We start from the raw sequence: 23,270 nt of genomic DNA on the forward strand, positions 1-23,270 counted from the left end.
TCTCCGGCAGTTGACGTTTCATGGAAAAGGGGACAAGCCACGCGCAATGCGCGGACGCACACCGCCCGTGCGATGCGCGGCTCAGCGCCTGGGCTGGCCGTCGGGAGAGGCGCGCCAGCGCACGACAACGCAGGTGACGTTATCGGGGCCGCCGTTCTCGTTGGCGCGCTTGACGAGCCGCGCGGTGATCTCACCCAGGTCGACGCGCTCTCCCAGGATACTTGCGATATCTTGCGCCGGCACCACGCCGGACAGGCCGTCCGAGCAGAGGAGCATGACGTCGCCGGCCTCGATGGCGTCGATCCGCGTCTCCACCTCGACGGCCTCGTCGGTGCCGAGGGCGCGGGTGATCACGTGCTGGAGCGGGAACGAGCTGGCCTGCTCGGGCAGGAGGTGGCCGAGGCGGATGCACTCGTTGACCAGCGAGTGATCGCGGGTGAGCTGCTCGAGGCGCTGATCGCGGAGGCGGTATACGCGGCTGTCGCCCACGTGCGCGATGGCGACGAAGCCGTCGCGCGCGAGCACGGCGGCGAACGTGGTGCCCATCCCGCGCTTCTCCCTGTCGCGCCGCGCCGCGGAGAAGATGCGGCCGTTCGCGAGCTGGATGCCCGCGACGAGCAGCGGCAGGCCCTGATCGACGTAGCGGGCCTCGGAGCCCCGGACCGTGGCCGGACCGACGCTGACGGCGACAGGCCAGGTCGACTCCGGATCGTTGAAGAAGTCGCGCACGGTGTCGATCGCCATCCGCGACGCGACCTCCCCGGCGGCGCGCCCGCCCATGCCGTCGGCCACGAGGAACAGCCCCCGCGACTCGAGGATCGCGAAGCTGTCCTCGTTCGTGTCCCGGACCATGCCGGGGTGGCTGATCCCGGCGGATTCAAGGACGAGGTGAGGCTGCACGGCGCTTCCCCCCAGCTTGCTCGCGGGCACGCTCTGTCGAACTGCCGGACGACGGGCGCTCATCGTGCGTCATCCGCGCCCTTCCGGCGCCTGGCTCGGCCCGATCGTGCAGTACAGGACGGTCCGTCTAGTCATCGTGCTGCCCGCTCCGGTGGCCTGGTGCGAGCCTACGCGCCAAGGATCGGTCGCGTCCACCAGATCAGGCCTCGGGCCGCGCCTGGTTGCGGCCGTCCACGCGGAGGTCGGGCGGCCCGTGTGCAGCGCCTGCTGCGCGCGGGTTGCCGCCTCGTTTCCGCCGCTTGCGCCGTCCGCCTGCGCCGTGGCCCCGCAGGGGCCTGCGGCGGGGCCGGTGGGCCGCCGGACCGACCGGAACGCCCCGGCGCGCCGCGGGCCCGTCACGGGACCGCGAGCCGCTCGGCGCCGCCGCCGGAGCAGGCGCTCAGCGCGAAGCCGAAGCGGTCCTCGGTGCCCTCCTGCGTGATGCGCTCGAGGTTGCGGCAGGCGTGGCGGAAGACGCCCTGCATGGCGTAGCGGTCCTTGCTGTCCACGACGACCACGACGCCCGTGGCCGTGACCTCGAGGTGGTAGGTGACGGGGTCGCCCTCGATGGTGTACCGGGTCGTCGTGAACTCGGACGGCTCGCGGTTCCTGTACGCCTGCCAGATGCACTCGCGCGCCGCGCCGTTGTAGCCGTCGCCGCGCCGGACGACCTCGGTGCCGCACTGCTTGAGCGGCGGCGTCGCCGGCCCGCTCTGCACCTTGTCGGCGGCGGAGGAGCAGGAGGCGGCGAGCAGGGCGAGCGCGAGGGCAGCGAGGGATCGGCCTGGCGAGCGAGGCATGGGGACTACTTACCTAACGCGATCCGCGGAAAAGGGATTCTTTTTTTCGGCCGGGCCGGCGGCGGGCGCCGGCGTCGGCGGCGTTCCTCACGTCCGGCGCGCTCCGCGGGGCGGCCTTCTTCCGGGTGGGCTTCTCTGGCGGCGGCTCGAGCGCGGCGGCCAGGGCGCCGAGGTCCTGGAGGCTGGCGACGAGCGCGCGGAGGTAGGGCTCGGAGAGGCGCTCGGCGGCGCAGAGCGCGCGGGCGGCGAGCACCTGGGCGTTGTAGGGGCCGGCGTCCTCGGGGACGTTGTCGGCCGCGCGCGCGACAGCGAGCGTGGCGCGGGCGCTCACGAGCGACTCGTGGAAGAGCGCGGTGGAGAGCGCGTTGCTGAGCGCCTGGGCTTGCCGCTTGACCCGGCGCTCGACGACGTCGCCGTCGCACGGGAGCCGCGCGAGGTCGCGCGCGAGCGGCTCGGGGAGGCGCACGTCGCGCGCCGCGATCTCGCCGCGCAGGCGCGCGAGCGAGGGGACGGCGGTCTTCTGCCGGCCCTGGGCGAGCGCGCGCAGGCGGCGGCGAGCGGCCCGCCCGACGGCGGGGAGGTCGCCGAGGGCGAGGGCGGCGGCGAGCGCGCCGTCGTCGGGGATGCCGGCGTCGGCGAGGGCGCGGAGCTGGGCCTCGGCCTCGGCGCGCGCGCGGTGGAAGGAGGCCTCGAGCGCCGCGAGCCGGTCGGCGGCGCGGGCAGCGAGGCGGGCGCGGGCGCCGCCGTCGAGGGAGCCGGCGCGCTCGAGGAGCGCCTCGATGAGGCGGTAGCTGGCGGGGTCGAAGCGATGGGCGCCGGCTGCCTGGAGGGCGGCGAGGCGGGCGGGGAGGGGGTGGGAGGAGCGGGGGGTAGAAGATGACCCGGGGTGGGTGGCGGTGGACGATCCGCGGTCGACGGTGCGAGGAGGCGACCCGGGTTTTGCAGAGATGGACGACCCAGGGTGGGGGGTAGCGGATGACCCAGCTCGGGGGTCCGCGGCCGACCCGGGTTGGGGGTCCGCGGCCGCCGACCCAGGTTGCGGCGGGCTTCCCGACCGAGGTTGAGCGGCCACAACCGACCCGGGTTGAGGGTCCACGGCCGCCGACCGAGGTTGCGGCGGGCGCCCCGACCCGGGTTGAGGGTCCACGCCGCCCGACCGAGGTTGAGGAGCGGCCACAACCGACCCGGGTTGAGGGTCCACGCCGCCCGACCGAGGTTGAGGAGCGGCCACAACCGACCCGGGTTGAGGGTCCACGGCCGCCGACCGAGGTTGAGGCGGGCGCCCCGACCGTGGTTGAGCTGGACGCCGCTGGCGCTCCTCCGGGTCGACAGCCAGCGGCGAAAAATCCACCGTCGGCGGCATCAGGGCGCGCCCCGCCGCGGGATGGGCGAGATCTCGACGCGGCGGTTCTTCGCTCGGTTCTCACTCGTATCGTTGGACGCCACCGGGTGCCGCTCGCCGAAGCCGGCCGCGAACAGCGCCTTGTCGGGGACGCCGGCGGCGGCGAGCGCGCGCGTCACCGTGAGCGCGCGCTGCGCCGAGAGCTCCCAGTTGTCGGCATACCCACGGGAAGAGCTCGTCAGCGGGCGGTCGTCCGTGAACCCGCTCACCATGATGAGCTCGTCATGATGCTCGAGGTAGGCCTTGAGCGGGTCCGCGAGCGCGCGCAGCAGCGCCACGCCCTCCGGCTGGAGGTCGGCGGAGTTGAGTTCGAACAGGATGCTGCCGCGGATCCCGATGCGCCCCTCGGTCAGCGTGATCCTCCCCTCGGCGAGCGGTCCGGCCAGGGCGCGCTCGAGCGACTCCAGGCGCGCGCGCTCCGCGGCGCGGGTGGCGCGCTCGACGGCGAGATCGCGGGTCAGATCGACCTGGAACGAGATGGCCCAGACGAAGAAGAGCACGAAGAGCCCGAAGAGACAGGCCATCAGGTCGCCGAAGACCGGCCAGACCGCCGCCTGCTCGGAGGCGTCGTCCTCGGCGGGCATCAGGGACATCGGCGAGCTCCCACGGCGGGCACCAGGAACATCGATGAGCTGTCCGCGCAGGCCGTGGACCTGACGACCAGCGGGCACGAGGAACCCGGAGAAGGCGGCAGCGCGGGGCGGCGCATCAGCTCGTCCTGGTCCTCAGCGCCCGCAGCTCGGAGAAGAGCTCGCGCTGGAACTGCAACGAATGGTCGAACACCTCGCGGGTCTGGTCGAGGTAGGCGCCGAGCAGGTCCGCCGCCTCCCCGTGCTCGCGGCGCTCGATCGCATCCTCGATCGCGCCCAGGCTGTTCAACCAGCGATCGCTGGCGTCGCGGTAACGGTCGACCGCGACGGTGAACATCTCGGCCACCGCCGTCATCTCGGCGCCGCCGGCCCGCACGAGCTCCGAGGCCTCGCGCACCACCGCCGCCGTCGCGTCGAGGCTCTCGCCGAGGCCGCGCGCGTGCGCGCTGAGCCGCTCCGCCAGCCCCTCGGCCGCCTCCCGCCGCGCGCCGTCCAGCCGCTCCTCGAACGCCGCGAGCCGCCCCGCCTGCTCCGCCAGCAGCGCCCCCGCCGCCTCCCCCAGCGCCGCGACGCGCGCCTCCGCCCGCGCGTCCCGCTCCGCCGCGCCCTGCGCCACCTGCTCCGCGAGCGACGCCACCCGCTCCGCCTGCTCCCGCGCGCTCCCGGACATCCCCGCCGTCGCTTCCGACAGCTTCTCCAGCAGCGCGTCCAGCCGCGCGTCCCGCGCCGCGTCCGCCTCTGCCCGCGCCGACAGCCGCTCCGACGCCTCCGCGATCAGCCGCGACGCCGCCTCCGGCGCCGCCTGCGCCGCGCGCGCCGCCTCCGTCAGCGGCACCGTCAGCGCCTCGCCCAGCGCCGTCAGGTGCGCCGCGCGCGCCGCGTCCAGCTCCGCCTGCCGCTCCGCCGCCTCGACCAACCGCGCCGCCTGCGCACTCTCCAGCCGCTCGATCGCCTCCCCCACCACCGCCGCAAGCCGCTCCGCCTGGCCCTCCAGCCGCGACGCCGACTCGGCCTCGAGCGCCTGCCGCCGCGCGACAGCCTCCCGATCCAGCCGCTCGAATCGCTTCGCAGCGCCCTCCTCCATCCGCTCCAGCCGCGACGCCACGCCCCCCTCGAGCTGCTCCAGCCGCGACGCCACGCCCCCCTCGAGCCGCTCCAGGCTCTCGCCGAGGCCGCGCGCGTGCGCGCCGAGCCGCTCCGCCAGCCCCTCGGCCGCCTCCCGCCGCGCGCCGTCCAGCCGCTCCTCGAACGCCGCGAGCCGCGCCGCCTGCTCCGCCAGCAGCGCCCCCGCCGCCTCCCCCAGCGCCGCGACGCGCGCCTCCGCCCGCGCGTCCCGCTCCGCCGCGCCCTGCGCCACCTGCTCCGCGAGCGCCGCCACCCGCTCCGCCTGCTCCCGCGCGCTCCCGGACATCCCCGCCGTCGCCTCCGACAGCTTCTCCAGCAGCGCGTCCAGCCGCGCGTCCCGCGCCGCGTCCGCCTCCGCCCGCGCCGACAGCCGCTCCGACGCCTCCGCGATCAGCCGCGACGCCGCCTCCGGCGCCGCCTGCGCCGCACGCGCCGCCTCCGTCAGCGGCGCCGCAAGCGCCTCGCCCAGCGCCGTCAGGTGCGCCGCGCGCGCCGCGTCCTGCTCCGCTTGCCGCTCCGCCGCCTCGGCCAACCGCGCCGCCTGCGCACTCTCCAGCCGCTCGATCGCCTCCCCCACCACCGCCGCAAGCCGCTCCGCCTGGCCCTCCAGCCGCACCGCCGACTCGGCCTCGAGCGCCTGCCGCCGCGCGACAGCCTCCCCATCCAGCCGCTCGAACCGCTTCGCAGCGCCCTCCTCCATCCGCTCCAGCCGCGACGCCACCCCTCCCTCGAGCCGCTCCAGGCTCTCGCCGAGGCCGCGCGCGTGCGCGCCGAGCCGCTCCGCCAGCCCCTCGGCCGCCTCCCGCCGCGCGCCGTCCAGCCGCTCCTCGAACGCCGCGAGCCGCGCCGCCTGCTCCGCCAGCAGCGCCCCCGCCGCCTCCCCCAGCGCCGCGACGCGCGCCTCCGCCCGCGCGTCCCGCTCCGCCGCGCCCTGCGCCACCTGCTCCGCGAGCGCCGCCACCCGCTCCGCCTGCTCCCGCGCGCTCCCGGACATCCCCGCCGTCGCCTCCGACAGCTTCTCCAGCAGCGCGTCCAGCCGCGCGTCCCGCGCCGCGTCCGCCTCCGCCCGCGCCGACAGCCGCTCCGACGCCTCCGCGATCAGCCGCGACGCCGCCTCCGGCGCCGCCTGCGCCGCACGCGCCGCCTCCGTCAGCGGCGCCGTCAGCGCCTCGCCCAGCGCCGTCAGGTGCGCCGCGCGCGCCGCGTCCAGCTCCGCCTGCCGCTCCGCCGCCTCGGCCAACCGCGCCGCCTGCGCACTCTCCAGCCGCTCGATCGCCTCCCCCACCACCGCCGCAAGCCGCTCCGCCTGGCCCTCCAGCCGCGCCGCCGACGCGACGTCCGCCTCCCGCCGCGCGCGCGCCTCGTCGTCGAGGCGCCGCTCGACCGCCTGCAGCGCCTCGCCCGCGGTCGCGCCGGCGCGCTCCACCGCCTCCGCCAGGATCGGCCTCACCACGCCGGCCGCCACGTCGGCCGTCTGCCGGAGGCCCGCCGCGATGTCGCCGCGGATCCCGGCCGCGGCCTCCGCGAACGAGGCGGCGGTCTGGCGCGCGCCCTCGACCTGGACGGAGAGGAGCCGCTCCTCGAGGCGCTCGAGCCGGGTCGTGGCCTCGCGCAGCGACGCCGCCGCCGCGGGCAGCGCGTCGCCCTGCCGCGCGAGCGCCTCCAGCGCGGCGAGCTGCCGGCCCGCGACCGTGAGCGCCGCGAGCGGACCCGCCGCGTAGGCCTGCAGCGCGGCCGCGGCCCCGGCCTCGGCCCGGCGCACGAGCACGGCGGCGAGCCCGAGCATCGCCGACGCCGCGACACCAGCCGCCGAGGTGCCGAACGCGCGCGACAGGCCCTGCATCGGCGCGGCCAGGCTCTCCCGCAGCGCGTCCACATCACCGCTCAGGGTCAGCGCCTCGCGCGCCCCCCGCAGCGTCTCGAACAGGCCGAGGAACGTGCCGAGCAGCCCGAGCGTCACGAGCAGGCCGACGAGGTACGACGCGAACGACGCGCCGGCCGTGGGCGACGCCACCCCGGCGATCCGCGCCTCGAGGAGCGGCCGGAGCGGCGCGCTGCTCTGCTCGATCGCCGCCCGCGTCGCCGGCCGCGGCAGCGCGGCGATCTCGCGCCCGAGCCGCGCGGCCCGCCCCGCGCGCACGAACAGCTCGAGCGTGCCGAGCGCGAGGCCCAGCGCGATGAGCTGCACCAGGCGGTACGCGAGCGGATCCGTCCCGCGGTAGACGAGCGCCGCCCGCCCCACGAGCGCGAGGCCGAGCCCCCCGGCGAGGAGCACCAGGAGCCGCGTCGTCCACTGCCGCGCCGTCGCGAGCCGCATCGTCAAGCCCCCCGCGGGCTACGCGGGCTCGCCCGCCGCCGCGGCCCCGTCGACCAGCGCGAGCAGCCGGCCCGCCTCGTGCGCGAGCGCCGCCTGCACCACGAGCTCCATGCGCTGGAGCTCCCGCCCGAGCCACTGTTCCTGCCCGAACCAGCCCGCGATCTCCTCGAGGCCGGCCTCCTCCGGCAGCGCGGCCACCGCCCCGCGGAGGCCGCGCGCGAAGGCGCGCGCGAGGCCGGGGACGAGCTCGGCGAGCGCGCGCTCGCGCCGCTTCTGGGTCGCGGCGGAGATCGCCGCGTCGAGCCGCTCGAGCCGCGCGGCGCCCGGGCCGAGGGCCCGCAGCGACGGCGCGAGCTCCTCGCGCAGCGCGCGCGTCTCGAGCCGGACGCGCCCGAGGGCGCGGCCGGCGAGCTCGCCGAACGGCTCCCAGAGCTGGCCCGCCGCGTACGCGAGCGCGCGCCCGGCGCGCGAGCGCGCGGGCAGCACCCCGGTCTGCTCCAGCGTCGCGAGCACCGCCCCGGCGTCGGGCAGCTTGTTCCGCCGGTGGAACGGCGCGGCGAACACGTGGTCGAGCGCCTCGGCGAGCTCGCCGAGGCGATCGGCGGTGAGCGCCCGGACCTCGGCGCGCGCGCCCTCCGCCGGCGGCGGCGCCGAGGACGGGGCGGCGCGGTCGAGCAGCGAGAGCTCGCGCGCGAGCGAGACGCTCCCGTGCAGGTCCATGAGCCCGGCCAGGACCGCCGCGGGGTCGGAGAGCCCCGCGAGCGGCGCGCGCGGCTCCTCCGCGAGCGCCGAGACGGCGGTCGCGAGGGGGCGCGAGGTCAAAGGCCCGCGCCGCGAGGACCCGGCTCCGGGGTGAAGCATTCGCACAGCGGCGCGTTGTTACCCGTCGCGGCGCTGAGCCGCAAGCCTGTCCGTCGCGCCGCCCGCGCCTCGCGCCCCGCGCCTTACCTGATGGCGGGCGCCTTCGCGCTCGTGGCCGACGCGCTCGTGGCCGACGCGCTCGTGGCCGACAGCGCGAAGGAGATCTGGTCGGCGCCCTTCTCGACGGCCGCCTTGATGAGATCCGCGCCCCCGTGCCCGGCGTTGCGCTCGATGCGGAGCAGGACCGGGCCGCCCGCGCTCGACGCCTGGAGGGCGGCGGCGAACTTGCGCGCGTGCAGGGGATCGACCCGATCATCGCTGTCGGCCGACAGCAGGAGGACGGCCGGGTACCTCGTCCCCGGCCTGACGCGGTGATAGGGCGAGTAGGCGTACAGCGCCTTGAACTGCTCCGGATCGTCGGCGGACCCATATTCGCTGATCCACGTCTTGCCGGAGCCGAACAGGTGATATCGCACCATGTCGAGCAGGGGGACGCCGCAGACGACGGCCCCGAACAGCTCCGGCCTCTGCGTGAGCGCGGCGCCGACGAGCAGCCCGCCGTTCGAGCCGCCCTGGATGACGAGCCGCTCGGGCCGCGTGTACCCCTCGCGGACCAGGTGCTCCGCGGCGGCGATGAAGTCGTCGAAGACGTTCTGCTTCTTGAGCAGCATCCCGTCCCGGTGCCACGCCTCGCCGTACTCGCCGCCGCCGCGCAGGTTCGCCACCGCGTACACGCCGCCCCGCTCCAGCCAGGGGTACATCGACGCGGTGAACGAGGGGGTCTGCGAGATCTGGAACCCTCCGTAACCATAGAGGAGCGCGCGGGAGTTACCGTCCTTCTTCATGTCCTTGCGACGGACGATGAACATCGAGATCTTCGTGCCGTCCCTGGACGGGAAGAACGTCTGCTCGACGGTGAAGGGCGACGGGTCGACTGGCACGTCGATGCGCGCGTAGAGCGCCGTCTCACCGGTCTTGATGGATGTCGCGTAGATCTCCTGAGGCGAGGTGAAGGACTCGAACGAGAAATACGCCTCGTCCTCGTCGGGCAGCCCGGACGGGCCGCCCACGGTGCCGATGCCGGGCAGCGGGACCTCGCGGACCAGCTTGCCGTCGAGCGAGCGCACCTCGACCCGGCTCGAGGCGTCCTTGAGATAGCTCAGCGCGAGGTGCCCACCCACGACGGAGACGCTGTCCAGCGTGGCGTCGGGGCGCTCCGGGACGATCTCCTTCCAGGCGGCGCGCTCCGGCCTGTCCGGGTCGACCTCGAAGAGGCGGTAATGCGGCGCGCCCTCGTCGGTATGGACGTAGAACCGGTCCTTGTAGACCTCGACGGTATAATGAGCGTCGCGCCCGACGGCGAGCGGCCTGTCCACCGTTTGCCCGCCCGGTTTGCGGAGATCGCGGAAGTAGACGTCTGTCGAGGTCCACCCGTGGGACACCGTGAGCACGAGGAAGCGGCCGTCCTTGGAGAGGGACGCATTGAGGAACGTCTTCGGGTCGCCCGTCTTGCCGCGGACCACGCGATCGAGCTTCGGATCCTGGCCGAGCCGGTGGAAGCGCACCTCCGCGTAGCCGGGCCTGTCGGCCACCGGGATCGACGGGTCGGTGGGGAGCCAGACGTAGTAAAAGCCGTCGCCCGAGGGCGTCCACGACGCGTACGCGTACTTGCCCCCTTCGATGACGTCCACCTCGGAGCGCTTGCCGGACGCGACATCCATCACATGGAGGGTCGCCTCATCGGAGTTGTTCTTCTGGACCTTGTAGGCGACGTTCTTGCCGTCCCACGACACCTCCCAGCCGCCCAGCGAGACGCTGCCGTCGTCGGACCAGCGGTTCGGGTCGAGCAGCGCGCGCTCCTCGCCGCCCTTTCCTTCCTTCCAGTAGATGATCGACTTCTCCTTGGTCGCGTGCCTCCGGCTCAGGAAGTACCGGCCCCGCCGGTGGCGCGGCGCGGAGACCGCGTCGATGTAGAAGAGCTGCTTGAGCCGTGACGCGATCGCGTCCCGCTCGGGGAGCCGGGAGAGCTCGGCGCGCGTGAACGCGTCCTGAGACTTCATCCACTCCTTCACTTCCGGCGAGTCGCCGTCCTCGAGCCAGCGGTACGGATCGGTGATCTCGACCCCATGCAGGGTGTATTTCACCGGAACGGCGCGGGTGGGCGGGTACGCGGGGCGGTCAGGGGGAGCGGGGGCGGGCGCAGCGCTGGCCGCGCCGGGGGGCAACGAGGAGCTTGCAGTCATGGTGGGACCCGTTCGGTGTGCGTCGGCACCTCCACAGGCGCCAGCGAGAAACGCCGCGAGGAGCAGGCCGGGAGAAGCCTTCATGGGACGAGCAGCATAGCGCGCCCCGCGTTGCCCGCGCACCTGGGCTCGCGGGTCTGCGCCCCGCGGAGGAGGCGCGTGGAGGAGGCGCGCGCGTCTCCCCTCGGCGTGTGATGAGGCCGGGGCCAGCTCTCCCCGGCGCGGCGCTCCGTACCGCGCCCGCCCCGCGCAACGCGGCGCTGGCGTGCAGGCGGGGCGAACGAGCGCCCACGCGCGGGTGCAGACCCGGCGCTCGCGCTGCTATCATCCGGCAGACATCGTCAGGGACGAGTTGCCCTGACCCATGATGGTGAGTTCGGGATGCTGGCCTATCACGACGGCGAGCCGTTTCTCGGCATCATTCACCTGAAACCAGGGCACATCTCCCCGATCTTCGTGCTCGAGATGATCGCAGCGATCGAGGCCAGCGCCGGCGACATGGATCCACCGTTCGTGCTCGTTGCAGAGCGGAGGGACGCCGTGGTGCGCATCCGGGTGCGCTGTGCCCCGGCTGCCCGCTGACCGAGCTGCCTCGTGGACAGACCGCCTCCTCGCGCGGCGGCCTGCGCCGCCGACCCGCTCATCGGGCAAGGCCGATGCGCGCAGCGAGGACCGGACGCGCGCCGACGAGAGACCGCCGGATTGCGATGCGGGGTGCCCCGGGCATCGTATAGGAAGGAAGCCCATGGCGACGCCCCTCCCCCCTGGACGCGCGACCGCGCTGCCGGCGCTCCTCGGCATCTGCCTGCTGCAGTCCACCGCAGGCGCGCAGCAGACCGCGCCCGCCGCGCCCGCCGCCCCCACCGACGCGCAGCCGCCGCCGGTGGGCGCAGCGGACGACCCCGCCGCCGCGGCCCCGCAGCCTGCCGCCGAGGCGCCCGCGATCGATCCGCTGTTCTCGCCGAGGCGAGCGACGCGGCGCGGCGGCTTCGCGGCGGGGATCGCCGGCGGCCTCGCGCTCGGGACCGCCGCCGGCTACCCGAATGACGTCCAGAAGATAGGATTCCAGCGTCACTACACAGAGACAGGCGTCGGCGTCGGCGGGGGAGGCTACGTCTGGCTCGGCGGCGTGCTCGCGGACTGGCTCACGTTCGGCGCCGGGGTTGGCGGGCACGCCCTGGCTGCCGCGGACCACTCCATCCTGGCGGGCGGCTTCATGTTCCACACCGAGATCTTCCCGCTCTTCTCGCTCGGGGAGCGCTGGACGGACGTGGGCGTCATCCTCGACGCCGGCACCGGCGTGGCCTACACGGCCGCGGACGCCGCCGACACCGACGCCATCGACGGCGCCCTCCCCGCCCGCATCGGAGGCGGCCTGTTCTACGAGGGGTTCCGCCTCTGGAAGGTGTCGATGGGCCCCTGGCTCTACGCCGATTACACATGGAGCACGTCCGTGCGCCAGCCAGGGTTCTACCTCGGCTGGCGCACCGCCCTTTACACCGACCCCTGAGCCACGTGCCCCCAGATCCACCGTAGGCCCCCGGAGAGGGTGTTCTCCGCGCGGGGTGGGGGATGGGCCGATGTCTGAGCCTTCGACATGAGTCATCCGGCTTGCCGGATGACTCATGTCGAAGGCGAGTTCGGCGGGGCCCCCACCCCGCGCGGAGAACACCCTCTCCGGGGGCCGGCCATCTCGGCAAGCCCCGCCAAGACGCCCTCAGGCCTGCAGCTCCGGCACCCGCCTCCGCGGCAAGGCCTCCCGCTCCGGCGCCGCCATCGTGAGCCGGATGCCGCGGCGGATGAGCTGTATCGCCAGGAAGGACACCGCGCCCACCAGGATCTTCCGCCCGATCTCGCGCGGCACGCTCGGCTTCCCCCGCGGCGCCACCCAGTCGGGGTGCCGCCAGAAGCGGACGAGCGCCCGCACGCGCTCCCGCCGCAGCCGCGCGTCGCGGGCGCGCGCCTCCTGGATCACCGAGATCACCGCCGCGCCCCCCATCAGCACGAGCATGAGCCCCCCCGTGACCACCCCGGCGCCGTGCCGGCGCACCTGGGTCTTCACGTCGAGGAGCGCGTGGCGCCGCTGATCGATCGCCTCGATCGTGTGCAGCAGCCGATCGCGCAGCTCGTCCGCCTTCCGCTCGAACTCCTCGCGCTGGCCGTTCAGCCCCCTCATACGATGTGCTCCCGGACCAGCCGCACGTCCGACCCGAGGCGGCCCCGCGTCCGCTCCAGCGGCCTCTTCGGCGCGCGCCCGTAGCCGACGAGCCCCACCGCCACGGCCACGGCGATGAGCCCGAGCCCGATCACGAGCGCCGGGAGCGGCGCCGGCGCGATCGCCAGCGCGATCGCGACGAGCACCAGCGCGACGCCGAGCAGCGCCGCCGCGGCCGCCGCGCCGAGCGCGACGCCCGACGTCTTCGCCCGCGCGATCTCCTGGTTGATCTCGTCGCGCGCCAGCGCGACCTCGACCTCGATCAGCTCACGGGCCTCGACGATCGCCTCCTTCACGAGGTCCGCCGTCGAGCTCTCGGGCCTGGGATCCACCTGCCTCATGGAACACCTCTCCGCCTCAGGGAACGCGCTCCGGCAGCGGAGCAGGCAACCTCCGGCGCACCCGGATCGCCGCGGAGCCCCCGCCGCCGACCGCGCCACGCGGTGCATACGGCACGCCAGCCCCATCCTCGCGAAGGCGCGCGCGCGCTGCGCGGCCCCCGGACGACCTCTGCGTGCGCCGCGCGCCGCGGGCGATCAGGGCAGGACGCCGGAGACGACCCGCTCGTGCCCGCCGTAGTCGAGGTTCCTCGCGACCTCGGTGAACCCCGCCGCGGCGAAGAGCCCGGCGACCGCGGCCGCCTTGCCGGCCTCGACCTCCATCGCCAGCACGCCGGAAGGGGCGAGCCAGGCCGGGGCCTCGGCGACGATCCGGCGCGTGACGTCGAGCCCGTCGGCGCCGCCCGCGAGCGCGAGGTGCGGCTCGTAGCCGCGGATGTCGATCTGCAGCGCGCCCACGTCCTCGTCCGGGATGTACGGCGGGTTCGCGGTGATCAGGTCGAAGCGGAGGCCGGACGGCACGCCGGCGAAGAGATCCGAGCGCAGGAACCCCGCGTTGACCGCCCCGAGGCGCAGCGCGTTCTCGCGGGCGACCGTGAGCGCGGCGTCCGAGAGGTCGACGCCGAGCACGCGGCCGGTGGGCCGCTCGCACGCGAGGCTCACCGCGACGCAGCCGGACCCGGTGCACAGATCGAGCACGCGCGCGGAGAGCGCGACGCGCCGCGTCCGGGCGAGGCCGACCTCCACGAGGATCTCGGTGTCGGGGCGCGGGATGAGCACGCGCGGATCGACGCGGAACGGGCGGCCGTAGAACTCCCGCACACCGAGCAGGTACGCGACCGGCTCGCCGGCGCGGCGGCGCTGGTGCAGCTCCCGGTAGGCGGCGAGCTCGGCCTTGTCGAGCGGCCGCTCGGCGTCGATCAGCAGCCCGACGCGGTCGAGGCCCAGCACCTTGCCGAGGAGGAGCTCGGCGTCGAGGCGCGCGGAGGACGCGCCGCGCTTCTTCAGGTCGCCCGAGGCCCACGTGATCACGCGGCGGATCGTCCAGGCTTCGTTCTGCGGCTCGACGTCGGGCTTGTTCACGGCAGAGGGGCGGCGAGGGACGCGCGGACCGCGTCGGAGACGACGGCCTCCACCTCGGCGCGGGCCGCGTCGCGGTCCGCGGCCGACCGGGCCTCGAACCGCAGCACGAGGATCGGACCGGTGTTCGAGGCGCGGCAGAGCCCCCACGCCCCGCCGCCGAAGTCGATGCGCGCGCCGTCGATGTCCACGACCGGACGGGCGCGGCGGAAATGCTCGGTCACGCGGCGGACGACCTCGAACTTCACGGCGTCGGGGCAGTCGACCCGGATCTCGGGGGTGGCGAAGGTCTCCGGGACGTCCGCGAGCAGCTCGCCGAGCGGCCGCCGCGCGCGGCCCACGATCTCGAGCAGGCGGACGGTCGCGTAGACGGCGTCGTCGAACCCGAACCACCGATCGGCGAAGAACATGTGCCCGCTCATCTCGCCGGCGAGCAAGGCGCCCTCCTCTTTCATCTTGGTCTTGATGAGCGAATGCCCCGTCTTCCAGAGGATGGGGCGCCCGCCGCGCGAGGCAATGTCCGCGTAGAGGGTCTCGGAGCACTTCACCTCCCCGAGCACCGCCGAGCCGGGGCGCTCGGCGAGGAGCGACCGCGCGAACAGGATCAGCAGCTTGTCCCCCCAGAGCACCTCGCCGCGCTCGTCGACGACGCCGATCCGGTCGCCGTCGCCGTCCCACGCGACGCCGAGCGAGGCGCCTGTCGCGAGCACGCGGGCGCGGAGCGCCTCGAGGTTCTCGGGCACGGTCGGGTCCGGGTGGTGGTTCGGGAAGAGCCCGTCGATGTCGCAGAAGAGCGCGTCCGGCGCGAAGCCGAGCGCCTCGAGCGTGCGGACGCCGAGCGGGCCGGCCGCGCCGTTGCCGGCGTCGATCACGAAGCGGACGTCGGTGCCCGACAGGCGCGACGCGGCGCGCACCGCCGCGATGTAGTCGGCCGCGAGGTCGACCTCGGTGAGCGCGCCCCGCGCCACCGGCGCGCCGCGGCCGTCGGCGGCGGCGCCCTCCTCGATGAGGTCGGCGAGCGCCTGGATGTCCTTGCCGAAGAACGAGGCCTTGCCGCGCATCAGCTTGAACCCGTTGTCCGGCGCCGGGTTGTGGCTGGCCGTGATCATGATCGCGCCGTCGGTCCGGAGGTGGTGCGCGGCGAAGTAGAGCTGCGGCGTCGGCCCGACGCCGGCCGAGATCACGTCGGCGCCGGCGGCGAGCAGGCCGTCCGTGAGGGCGGCGAACAGCCGGTCGCTCGAGAGGCGGCCGTCCCGGCAGACAGCGACGCGCGGGCGGGCCGCGCCGGCGTGCGCCCCGTCGGCGAGCTCGCGGCGGAGGAGCAGGGCGAAGGCAGCGCCGAGCTCGCGGGCGAGCTCGCTGGTGAGGTCGCGCTCGGCGACGCCGCGGATGTCGTACTCGCGAAAGATGTGTCGGGGGAGCTTCATGGACCAGCGGTTGAGCGCTCGGCTATCCACGCTGCGGCGCGGGCCGGCGGCGCCGAGGATGCTCTGACACGGCGCAATCGTGGGTGAAACGAAAAACGCCGCGCGCGCAGCTCGCGCGGCTCGCGCGGCTCGCGGCTCACACATTGCGTTCCCGGCCGTCGGCCAGGTAACTTTGGCGCGTGGAGCCCAGGACCGCATGATGACGCGCGCACAGAGAACCGGTCTCGCAGCCCTGGTGGCCCTCTCCTGCCTCGCCCGCGCCGACGCCGCGCGGGCGGCGGAGCCGTCGCCCGCCGCCCTGCCGATCACCGTCATCGCCGTCCGGACCGACGATGCCTACGACCAGGCCGAGGCGCTGACCAGGGCGCTGCGGTACGCCATCAAGAACAGCGCGGGGTGGTCGGTCGGCGAGGGGGATTTCTCGCTCGAGGTGCTGACGCTGTCCCTGCAGTGCGAGGATCGGCCCGACGCGGCCTGTGAGACGCGCATCGCCGATCACATCAAGAGCGACCGCTACCTCTGGGGCGTGCTCCGCAAGAGCGACGCCAACGTCGAGGGCGACGTGCACCTCTGGACCCGCGGAAAGCCGTCCGCGAGCGTGCCGGTGAAGTACAGCGCGAACCTCACCGAGGCCAACGACGAGCCGCTCCGCAAGATCGCGGCCGACGCGCTCGCGACGCTGACCGGCGGGCCGCCGCAGGGGTCGCTCCGCGTGAGGACGGGCGCCGCGGAGGCGAGCGTGCTCATCGACGGCAAGCCGGTCGGCAAGGTGCAGAACGGCGAGGGGGTGTTCACGGTGACGGCCGGGCCCCACAAGGTGCTCGTCAAGTCGACAGGCTTCCTCGACTCCGAGGCGTCGGTCCTCGTCCGGCCCATCGCTACCACGGACATCGCGCTCAGCCAGATGCCCGCCGACGCCTCGCAGACCAACTGGAAGCGCGTGGGCGGGTTCATCGGCCTCGGCGCAGGGGCGGTGTTCGGGACCGTGGGCGTCATCAGCTCGGTCCAGGTGGCGACCATCCAGGGCGACGCGCGCTACGACGCCTACCGGAACCTGTTCGGCACCGAGGTCAAGGACGTCTGCGCCCCCGACCAGCGCGAGTCCGTCCGGGGGCTGGCCGGCAGCGAGGGCCGGACGGCCGACGCCGGCGTCAAGCTCTGCGAGCGGGCGGACACGTTCATGGCGCTCCAGTACGTCTTCTACCCGCTGGCGGTGATCTCCGCGGGCCTCGGCGCCTACCTGCTCGTGACCAGCGACGGCCGGGCGGGGGAGCGCACCGGCTGGACCGTGCAGCCCAGCGTCGGCCTCGGCGCGGGCGCCCTCGACCTGACGTACCGCTGGTGAGCCGCGCCGCGCGGCCCGCGGCGAGCGGGCGACGACCATGCGGGTGATCGCCGGCCGCCTCGGCGGGCGGCGGCTCGCCGCGCCGCGCGGCGAGGGCACGCGGCCGACCGCGGACCGCGTGCGCGAGGCGCTCTTCTCCTCGCTCGGCGACGTGACCGGCGCGCTCGTCTGCGACCTCTACGCCGGCACCGGCGCGCTCGGCATCGAGGCGCTCTCGCGCGGGGCGCGCCGCGCGGTCTTCGTGGAGAACGGCCGGCCCGCGCTCGCGACGCTCCGCGAGAACCTCGCCGCGCTCGGCCTCGAGGAGGAAGCGCGGGTCGTCCCCCTCCCGGTCGAGCGCGCGCTCGATCTGCTCCGCGACGAGGGCCCCTTCGACCTCGCCCTGCTCGACCCGCCCTACGCCGCCCTGGCCAGAGCCGCCGCCGCGGCCGCGCGCCTCGCCGGGCCGCTCGGCCTGCTCGCGCCGGCCGGGCGCCTCGTCCTCGAGCACGCGCGGCGCGACCCCTCCCCGGAGATCGCCGGGCTCACCTGCGCTGCCGTCCGCACCTACGGCGACACCGCGGTGTCGTTCTACGCGCGCTGAGCCGCCCGCGCGCGGCGCCGCTGACCCGCCCGCGCGCGGCGCCGCCCTCCCCCGCAGCCCCGCCGTGTTCATCCCCGGCGCATCCAGTTTCCTGGCGCGCTTCCCGGTCGGCCCTTGTAGACTCGCCCCCCGCCGGACGCACGTGCGTCTCGGCTCCGGCGCCCGAAGGCCCCGCCGAAACGGACGGGCCTCGCGCGCCTCTCCGGGAGGACTTCTCACGTGTCCGCATCGATGCCCCCGTCATCTCAGCAGATCCCCGGAAAATCCGGCAATTCAGGTCTCTACATCGCAGGCATGGTCGTCCTCGCCGCGCTCATGGCCGGCCTGCTCTACTGGAAGATGAGCCCGGAGCCGGACGCGCCGACCCCGGCGCCGAGCGCGGCCGTGCCCGTCGCGAGCAAGCCGGCGGATCCTCCGCCGCTGTTCGCGCCGCCGCCGCCGCCGCCCGTCGACGAGGTCGAGGACGCCGGCGCGGACGCCGGCAAGGTCGCGTCGGGCCAGGGCCCGGCCACGACGGGCAAGTCGCCCTGCTCCGGCAAGTGCGGCGACGGCGCGAGCTCGCCCGCGCTCGACTCCGCCGTCCTCGGGCTCGCTCGCTCGGCGCAGGGTTGTTATAACCGCGCGCTGCGCACCTCGGAGGTCTCCGGCAAGCTGACGGTGAGCGTGCAGGTCGCCTCGACAGGCGCGGTGTGCAGCGCCTCGATCCTCAACGACACGGTGGGCTCGGGCGAGATTGCGTCTTGCGTCCTGGGACGTTTCCGCGGCAAATCACTGCCTCCGCCGCAGAGCGGATGCGTCGTGGTGAACGTTCCGATCAACTTCACCATCAAGCAATAGGAAGCAGCCGATGCGTACGCTCCCCCTCCGGATGGCCAGCCTGCTCCTCCTCGCGCTCGCGCCGCTCGCGCTGCAGAGCGCCGCGTGCCGCGCGGAAGACGGCACCACGCCGGTCTGCAACGACAACATCGATCCCGAGCAGGGGATCGTGAAGGATCCGGACGGCTGCCACCAGTTCCCGTACTGTCTGGTGAACGGCGCCGCGGCGGCCCCCGAGGAGTGCTGCAAGAACGCGGAGGGCCAAATCAACCAGGAGTGCGTCAGGGGCTATGCGCCCCTCACCTCCTCGGCCAGCACGACGTCGACGAGCAGCACGACGTCGGCGAGCGGCACGGGAGGCAGCGGCGGCGCGGGCGGCGACGGGGGCGACGGCGGCGCCGGCGCTGCCGGGGGCGCGGGCGGCGCCGGAGCTGCCGGGGGCGCGGGCGGCGCCGGGGGGAGCAGCGGCTAGGCCGCGCGCCCATCGTGCCGTGCCGAGGCTAGTCGCCGCGTCCAGCCGGGGGATCCTGCTCTCGGTCGCCTACGATGGGCGCCCGTTCGCCGGCTACGCCCGCCAGCGCGACCAGCGCACGGTCGCGGGGGAGCTGCTCGGCGCGCTGCGCGCCATCGACCCGGCCATCCGCGAGATCCGCGGCGCGAGCCGCACCGACGCGGGCGTCCACGCGCGCGACCAGCGCGTCGCCTTCGACACGGCGGCGCCGCTGCCGCCGCGCGGCTGGGTCCTCGCGACAGCGCGCCACCTGCCGGACGAGATCGTGATCCGGCGCGCCGCCGTCGTGCGCGTCGGGTACTCGCCGCGCTTCGAGAGCCTCCGCAAGCGCTACCGCTACCTGATCCTCCGGGATCTGGTCCGCGATCCGTTCCTCAGCCGGCGCGCCTGGCGCGTCGAGGGCCTCACGGACGAGGCGATCGCGCGGGCGCGCGCCGAGGCCGCCGCCGCGACCGGCACGCACGACTTCGCCGCGTTCAGGACCAGCGCGGACGAGCGGACGACCACGATCCGTACGCTGTACGGCGTCGAGCTGTCGCTCGATCCTGCGGATCCGCGCCTCGTCCGGATCGACGTCGACGGGAACGCTTTCCTGCACAACATGGTGCGCATCCTGGTCGGCACGCTGATGGACGTGGCGCGCGGGCACCTGGAGCCCGGCGCGATCGCGCGCGCGCTCGCGTCGCGGGACCGGCGCGACGCCGGGATCACGGCGCCGCCGGACGGGCTCTACCTGGAGCAGATCCACCTTCGCGACGACGGCCAGGAAGCGTGGCCGGCCGGTCCCTCGGCGGGCCCTCCGGCGGACGAGGCTTCGCCCGCGTGGGCCGAGCCGGAGGAGGACGCGTCGCTCGTGCCCGGGTCCGGCCCCGACGCGGACGCGTCGCATGTGCCCCCGTCCGGCCCCGACGCGGACGCGTCGCACGTGCCCCCGTCCGGCCCCGACGCGGACGCGTCGCTTCCGCCCGAAGCTGGCCCTGGCGCGGGCGCGCACCTTCCGCCCGCTCGGTGACCCGCGCGGTTTCCGCGCGCCAGGAGGTTGCGTTCGCGCGCGCTTCCCGTCTTACCTCTCGCGTCGCTGCCGGGCACCGCGCCGCGGACCGCGGACAGGATCTCTCCCACGCGCTGGAGGAAGCATGAACTCGCGTCGGCTCGCTGTATCCCTCGCCCTGCTCGTCCCTGCCCTCTCGCTCTCGTCGCTCGCGGGCGCCCAGCCGGCCGCGGAGCCGGCGCCCTCGCCGAAGGCGCCCCCCTCGCCCGCCCCGAAGGCGCCCCCCGCGCCGCCGTCCCGCGCCGCCGCGTCCAGCGCCGCCGCGGCCGCCGGCGCCGCCGACCTGCGCCGCCTCGGCGAGGCCTTCGCCGACGTCGCCGACAAGGTCGGCCCCGCCGTCGTCCAGATCGAGGTCACCGTCGGCGAGGACGTCTCCTCGCCGCTGCGCTGGTTCCGCGACGGCGGCCAGCGCCGCGGGCTCGGCTCGGGGGTCATCTTCTCCCCGGACGGCGGCATCCTCACGAACAACCACGTCATCGACGGCGCCCGCGCGATCACCGTCCGGCTCCGCGACGGCCGCATGTTCGCCGGCCGCGTCGCGGGCCGCGACCCCGCGACCGATCTCGCCGTGATCCGCGTCGACGCGAAGGACCTCCCCGTCGCGACGTTCGGCGACAGCGACGCCGCGCGGGTCGGCGCCTGGGTCGTCGCGATCGGCTCCCCGTTCGGCCTGGACCACACGGTCACCACCGGCGTGCTCAGCGCCAAGGGGCGCGGCGGCGTCGGCGTGAACGACGTGGAGGACTACCTCCAGACCGACGCGAGCATCAACCCGGGCAACTCGGGCGGCCCGCTCGTCGACCTCGACGGCCGCGTGCTCGGCATCAACACCATGGTGGTGAGCCGCGGGCAGGGCATCGGCCTGGCCGTGCCGGCGAACATGGCCCGCCGCGTGGCGGAGCAGCTCCTCCGGAGCGGCCGCGTCGAGCGCGCGTTCATCGGCGTCGGGCTGCAGGACCTCACGCCCCAGCTCGCGGCGGCGATGCAGAGCCCGCCTCGCGCGGGCGCGCTCGTCAACGCCGTCACGCCGGGCGGCCCCGCGGCCGGCTCGAACCTCCAGCCGGGCGACGTGATCACGTCCGTCGCGACCCGGCCCGTGCGCGACGCGCAGGACGTCATCCGCGAGCTCTTCAACCACAACGTCGGCGAGACGCTGGCGCTCGAGGTCGTGCGCGGCGGCCAGCGGTACCAGGCCCGCGTCACGCTCGCCCCGCGGAGCGAGCCGCCGCCGCCGGCGCTCCCGGTCCAGCGCGCGCCCGCCCAGCACCCGGGCCTCGGCCTCACGCTGCGCGACGCGCCCGCCCCGCGCGGCCCGGGCCGCGAGGGCGGCTCGATCGCGCGCATCGTCGCCGTCGCGAGCGACTCGCCCGCCGAGCGCGCCGGCCTCCGGCCGGGCGACGTCATTCTGGAGGCAGACCGGAACCGCGCGCCGACCGCCGCCGAGGTCGAGGAGGCCGCGCGCGACGGCGAGCTCCTCGTCCGGGTCCAGCGCCGCGGCGCGGCGTTCTACGCGGCGCTCACGCGCTGATCCACGCCGCGCGGCGGTCGCCGGAAAATCCGACGCGGACGAATGGACTGCCCGCGCTCGCCTTGGTAGTCACGGTACCGTGCACGTCGGTCTCGATCGCCTCCCCGATCTCCCGCAGCTCAAGCGCCTCCGGTCGGCTCGCCTGGGCGTCCTCGCGCACCCGGCGAGCGTCGATCGCGAGCTCACCCACATCGCCTTCGTCCTCGAGGAGCTCGGGGTGCGCCCGCGCCTCTTCTTCGGGCCGGAGCACGGCTACGGCGGCGAGGCGCAGGACATGGCGGCGGTGACGAGCGACGTCGACGCGCGCTCGGGCGCGCGCATCGTCAGCCTGTACGGCGACAGGTTCGAGGATCTCTCGCCCTCCGCCGCGGATCTCGCGGAGATCGACCTGCTCCTCATCGATCTCGCCGACGTCGGCGCGCGCTACTACACGTTCGTCTGGACGGCGCTGCTCGCGCTGCGCGCGGCCCACGCGGCGGGCGTGCACGTGGTGCTGCTCGACCGGCCGAACCCGATCGGCGGCGCGACGGAGAGCGTCGAGGGCGCGACGCAGGCCCCGGGGTTCCTCTCGTTCGTGGGGCTCGAGCCCGTGCCCGTCCGCCACTCGCTCACGGTGGGCGAGCTGGTCGCGCTCTTCGCGCGGCGCGAGGGCATCCCGCTCGGCGACGTCGCGTGCGGGCTTCAGGTCGTGGCCGTCGCGGACCACCGCCGCGAGGGGCTCGCGGCCGAGTGGGATCGGCCGTTCGTCCTCCCGTCGCCCAACATGCCGACGGCGGACACCGCGCTCGTCTACCCGGGCGGCTGCCTGCTGGAGGGGACGAACCTGTCGGAGGGCCGCGGCACGACGCGCCCGTTCGAGATCGTCGGCGCCCCCTGGCTCGACGGCCGCGATCTCGCCGCGCGGCTCGCGTCCACGGGGCTGCTCGGCTTCGTCGCGCGGCCGCTCACCTTCCGGCCCACGTTCCAGAAGCACGCGGGCAAGATCTGCGGCGGCGTGCAGATCCACGTCACCGACCCGCGCACCTTCCGCCCGGTGGCGACGTACGTCGCGCTCACCGCGTTCGCGCGCCGGCAGCAGCCCGAGCAGTTCCGCTTCCGCACCGAGCGTTACGAGTACGTCGACACGATCCCCGCCTTCGATCTGCTCACCGGCTCCGCCGCCGCGCGCCTCGCCATCGAGGCCGACGAGGATCCGCTGTCGATCGCGCTGGAGGTGTCGCGCCCGGATCCGTCCTGGTCCGAGGTGATGCGCGAGGCGCAGGCGGCGGTGGCGGCCTGCTGAGCGCCGCCCGCGCGGCTCAGCGATCGTAGCGATCGTAGGGCTCCGGCCGGGAGATCACGCCGGCCGTGTACCGCGTCGCGAGGACGACGAGCAGGAGCCCGATCCCGGCGGACACGAAGAAGGCGCGCGCCGGGACCTCGTCGGAGAACCCGAACAGCCAGGGCGAGGCGAGGAGCCCGACGCCGAGGGAGAACTCCACCGCTCCGTGCACCGCAAACGGGATCTTCCGCGCGGCGCCGAGCGGGTGATCGGACAGCAGCGTCACGACGAGGTGCGCCAGGGCGGTGACATAGCAGACCGCCGTCGGCACCGGCCCGAAGCGGAGCGCGAGCGGCGCGAGGGCGAGCAGGACGACGGCCGCGTAATCGATGAACCCATGGTGGCGCGGAGACAGGAGCGTCATCGGTCCCTCCTTGGAGGAGCTCTCTCCACGGGAGGTGCATCGCATGTGCCGAGGCGATGCGCCGAGGAGAGCGGCTCACCGCGCGCAGGCCGCCCCGGAATGTCGCGATCGCCGGGGCGCCGCGCGACCACCCCGCGTCCGGGACGGGCGCGAGGGTGCTCATCGTGCTCACAACGAGCGGGGCGATCGCCGGTGGTGGCTGGAATCGAGCAGGAGGGCGGGGAGAAGGCGAGACGAAGAGACGGCGACACGAGAAGACGAGAAGACAGGATAGCAACGCTCTCCCGCCCTCATGCGAGCTCCCTCCCGGCCAAGGCGATCACGACCCGCCCGCCGGCCCGGCTTGACGCGTCCGGCGGGGGGCGCAGGTTCCGGCGCATGCCGGGCAGATCTCGCGTCGTTCAACGTGCGGGC

The 23,270-nt window shown here is 75.1% G+C and carries 21 protein-coding genes; 9 read left to right on the forward strand and 12 right to left on the reverse strand.

Going from position 1 to position 23,270, the window contains the following annotated elements; all coding sequences use genetic code 11:
• Window positions 1-81: 81 nt before the first annotated feature.
• The 7 genes from WME76_RS38370 to WME76_RS38400 form a co-directional block, all read right to left on the reverse strand.
• A complete protein-coding gene (locus WME76_RS38370; protein WP_437962203.1) occupies window positions 82-900 on the reverse strand; it encodes a Stp1/IreP family PP2C-type Ser/Thr phosphatase in 819 nt (272 codons plus the stop codon).
• Between the two features lie 395 nt (window positions 901-1,295).
• Complete coding sequence (locus WME76_RS38375; RefSeq protein WP_437957113.1) at window positions 1,296-1,739, reverse strand: hypothetical protein; 444 nt, start codon at window positions 1,737-1,739, stop codon at window positions 1,296-1,298.
• 13 nt (window positions 1,740-1,752) lie between these two features.
• Window positions 1,753-3,102 (reverse strand): DUF2894 domain-containing protein, encoded by a 1,350-nt coding sequence (locus WME76_RS38380; protein ID WP_437957114.1) that lies wholly within the window; start codon window positions 3,100-3,102, stop codon window positions 1,753-1,755.
• Window positions 3,102-3,734, reverse strand: coding sequence for an OmpA family protein (locus tag WME76_RS38385; RefSeq protein ID WP_437957115.1), 633 nt, complete (start codon window positions 3,732-3,734; stop codon window positions 3,102-3,104). The genes WME76_RS38380 and WME76_RS38385 overlap by 1 nt, the downstream gene beginning before the upstream one ends.
• 115 nt (window positions 3,735-3,849) lie before the next feature.
• Window positions 3,850-7,179, reverse strand: coding sequence for a hypothetical protein (locus tag WME76_RS38390; protein ID WP_437957116.1), 3,330 nt, complete (start codon window positions 7,177-7,179; stop codon window positions 3,850-3,852).
• A 12-nt stretch (window positions 7,180-7,191) separates the two neighbouring features.
• Window positions 7,192-7,995: a hypothetical protein gene (locus WME76_RS38395; protein ID WP_437957117.1), complete on the reverse strand. Its 804-nt coding sequence runs from the start codon at window positions 7,993-7,995 to the stop codon at window positions 7,192-7,194.
• Between the two features lie 122 nt (window positions 7,996-8,117).
• A complete protein-coding gene (locus tag WME76_RS38400; protein WP_437957118.1) occupies window positions 8,118-10,277 on the reverse strand; it encodes a prolyl oligopeptidase family serine peptidase in 2,160 nt (719 codons plus the stop codon).
• Between the two features lie 381 nt (window positions 10,278-10,658).
• Between WME76_RS38400 and WME76_RS38405 the strand changes: the two genes are divergently transcribed.
• Together WME76_RS38405 and WME76_RS38410 are read left to right on the forward strand one after the other, a co-directional pair.
• A complete protein-coding gene (locus WME76_RS38405) occupies window positions 10,659-10,859 on the forward strand; it encodes a hypothetical protein (RefSeq protein ID WP_437957119.1) in 201 nt (66 codons plus the stop codon).
• A gap of 163 nt (window positions 10,860-11,022) precedes the next feature.
• Complete coding sequence (locus tag WME76_RS38410) at window positions 11,023-11,787, forward strand: hypothetical protein (protein ID WP_437957120.1); 765 nt, start codon at window positions 11,023-11,025, stop codon at window positions 11,785-11,787.
• A 207-nt stretch (window positions 11,788-11,994) separates the two neighbouring features.
• Here WME76_RS38410 and WME76_RS38415 read toward each other — a convergent pair whose 3' ends face one another.
• The 4 genes from WME76_RS38415 to WME76_RS38430 all read right to left on the reverse strand — a co-directional run bounded on the left by WME76_RS38415 (window position 11,995) and on the right by WME76_RS38430 (window position 15,337).
• Entirely contained in the window at window positions 11,995-12,453 is a 459-nt protein-coding gene (locus WME76_RS38415; RefSeq protein WP_437957121.1) for a hypothetical protein, read from the reverse strand.
• A complete protein-coding gene (locus WME76_RS38420) occupies window positions 12,450-12,833 on the reverse strand; it encodes a phage holin family protein (protein ID WP_437287104.1) in 384 nt (127 codons plus the stop codon). The genes WME76_RS38415 and WME76_RS38420 overlap by 4 nt, the downstream gene beginning before the upstream one ends.
• 195 nt (window positions 12,834-13,028) lie before the next feature.
• Window positions 13,029-13,913 (reverse strand): peptide chain release factor N(5)-glutamine methyltransferase, encoded by an 885-nt coding sequence (gene prmC, locus WME76_RS38425; RefSeq protein ID WP_437957122.1) that lies wholly within the window; start codon window positions 13,911-13,913, stop codon window positions 13,029-13,031.
• Window positions 13,910-15,337 (reverse strand): phosphomannomutase/phosphoglucomutase, encoded by a 1,428-nt coding sequence (locus WME76_RS38430; RefSeq protein ID WP_437957123.1) that lies wholly within the window; start codon window positions 15,335-15,337, stop codon window positions 13,910-13,912. The genes prmC and WME76_RS38430 overlap by 4 nt, the downstream gene beginning before the upstream one ends.
• 235 nt (window positions 15,338-15,572) lie before the next feature.
• On the opposite strand from WME76_RS38430, the gene WME76_RS38435 reads away from it, so the two are divergent.
• The 7 genes from WME76_RS38435 (at window position 15,573) to WME76_RS38465 (ending at window position 22,453) form a co-directional block, all read left to right on the forward strand.
• Window positions 15,573-16,682, forward strand: a complete 1,110-nt coding sequence (locus WME76_RS38435; RefSeq protein WP_433930848.1) for a PEGA domain-containing protein — start codon at window positions 15,573-15,575, stop codon at window positions 16,680-16,682.
• 37 nt (window positions 16,683-16,719) lie between these two features.
• Complete coding sequence (rsmD, locus tag WME76_RS38440) at window positions 16,720-17,265, forward strand: 16S rRNA (guanine(966)-N(2))-methyltransferase RsmD (RefSeq protein WP_433930850.1); 546 nt, start codon at window positions 16,720-16,722, stop codon at window positions 17,263-17,265.
• Between the two features lie 231 nt (window positions 17,266-17,496).
• Window positions 17,497-18,102, forward strand: a complete 606-nt coding sequence (locus WME76_RS38445) for an AgmX/PglI C-terminal domain-containing protein (protein ID WP_437957124.1) — start codon at window positions 17,497-17,499, stop codon at window positions 18,100-18,102.
• A 10-nt stretch (window positions 18,103-18,112) separates the two neighbouring features.
• Window positions 18,113-18,553: a hypothetical protein gene (locus WME76_RS38450; protein WP_437957125.1), complete on the forward strand. Its 441-nt coding sequence runs from the start codon at window positions 18,113-18,115 to the stop codon at window positions 18,551-18,553.
• A 19-nt stretch (window positions 18,554-18,572) separates the two neighbouring features.
• The gene (gene truA / locus WME76_RS38455; RefSeq protein WP_437957126.1) at window positions 18,573-19,604 is read left to right on the forward strand and encodes a tRNA pseudouridine(38-40) synthase TruA; all 1,032 of its coding nucleotides are present in this window, start codon (window positions 18,573-18,575) and stop codon (window positions 19,602-19,604) included.
• A 124-nt stretch (window positions 19,605-19,728) separates the two neighbouring features.
• Window positions 19,729-21,171, forward strand: a complete 1,443-nt coding sequence (locus WME76_RS38460) for a trypsin-like peptidase domain-containing protein (RefSeq protein WP_437957127.1) — start codon at window positions 19,729-19,731, stop codon at window positions 21,169-21,171.
• 79 nt (window positions 21,172-21,250) lie between these two features.
• Entirely contained in the window at window positions 21,251-22,453 is a 1,203-nt protein-coding gene (locus WME76_RS38465) for an exo-beta-N-acetylmuramidase NamZ family protein (RefSeq protein ID WP_437957128.1), read from the forward strand.
• 16 nt (window positions 22,454-22,469) lie between these two features.
• Here the strand turns inward: WME76_RS38465 and WME76_RS38470 are convergent, their stop codons facing one another.
• Window positions 22,470-22,856 carry an SPW repeat domain-containing protein gene (locus tag WME76_RS38470; protein ID WP_437957129.1) on the reverse strand — a complete coding sequence of 129 codons (387 nt, stop codon included), beginning with the start codon at window positions 22,854-22,856 and terminating at the stop codon, window positions 22,470-22,472.
• Window positions 22,857-23,270: the final 414 nt, after the last annotated feature.

Origin of the sequence: Sorangium sp. So ce119, from assembly GCF_051524405.1 — a bacterium.
GTDB lineage: Bacteria > Myxococcota_A > Polyangia > Polyangiales > Polyangiaceae > Sorangium > Sorangium cellulosum_G.

What these genes read in the sequence shown, in the direction of transcription:
- WME76_RS38410 (WP_437957120.1), top strand. Translation starts at nt 11,023, where the DNA reads ATGGCGACGCCCCTCCCCCCTGGACGCGCGACCGCGCTGCCGGCGCTC.
- WME76_RS38450 (WP_437957125.1), top strand. Translation starts at nt 18,113, where the DNA reads ATGCGTACGCTCCCCCTCCGGATGGCCAGCCTGCTCCTCCTCGCGCTC.
- WME76_RS38420 (WP_437287104.1), bottom strand. Translation starts at nt 12,833, where the DNA reads ATGAGGCAGGTGGATCCCAGGCCCGAGAGCTCGACGGCGGACCTCGTG.
- WME76_RS38375 (WP_437957113.1), bottom strand. Translation starts at nt 1,739, where the DNA reads ATGCCTCGCTCGCCAGGCCGATCCCTCGCTGCCCTCGCGCTCGCCCTG.
- WME76_RS38400 (WP_437957118.1), bottom strand. Translation starts at nt 10,277, where the DNA reads ATGACTGCAAGCTCCTCGTTGCCCCCCGGCGCGGCCAGCGCTGCGCCC.
- WME76_RS38385 (WP_437957115.1), bottom strand. Translation starts at nt 3,734, where the DNA reads ATGTCCCTGATGCCCGCCGAGGACGACGCCTCCGAGCAGGCGGCGGTC.
- rsmD (WP_433930850.1), top strand. Translation starts at nt 16,720, where the DNA reads ATGCGGGTGATCGCCGGCCGCCTCGGCGGGCGGCGGCTCGCCGCGCCG.
- WME76_RS38430 (WP_437957123.1), bottom strand. Translation starts at nt 15,337, where the DNA reads ATGAAGCTCCCCCGACACATCTTTCGCGAGTACGACATCCGCGGCGTC.
- WME76_RS38470 (WP_437957129.1), bottom strand. Translation starts at nt 22,856, where the DNA reads ATGACGCTCCTGTCTCCGCGCCACCATGGGTTCATCGATTACGCGGCC.
- WME76_RS38445 (WP_437957124.1), top strand. Translation starts at nt 17,497, where the DNA reads ATGCCCCCGTCATCTCAGCAGATCCCCGGAAAATCCGGCAATTCAGGT.
- WME76_RS38460 (WP_437957127.1), top strand. Translation starts at nt 19,729, where the DNA reads ATGAACTCGCGTCGGCTCGCTGTATCCCTCGCCCTGCTCGTCCCTGCC.
- WME76_RS38405 (WP_437957119.1), top strand. Translation starts at nt 10,659, where the DNA reads ATGCTGGCCTATCACGACGGCGAGCCGTTTCTCGGCATCATTCACCTG.
- WME76_RS38415 (WP_437957121.1), bottom strand. Translation starts at nt 12,453, where the DNA reads ATGAGGGGGCTGAACGGCCAGCGCGAGGAGTTCGAGCGGAAGGCGGAC.
- WME76_RS38380 (WP_437957114.1), bottom strand. Translation starts at nt 3,102, where the DNA reads ATGCCGCCGACGGTGGATTTTTCGCCGCTGGCTGTCGACCCGGAGGAG.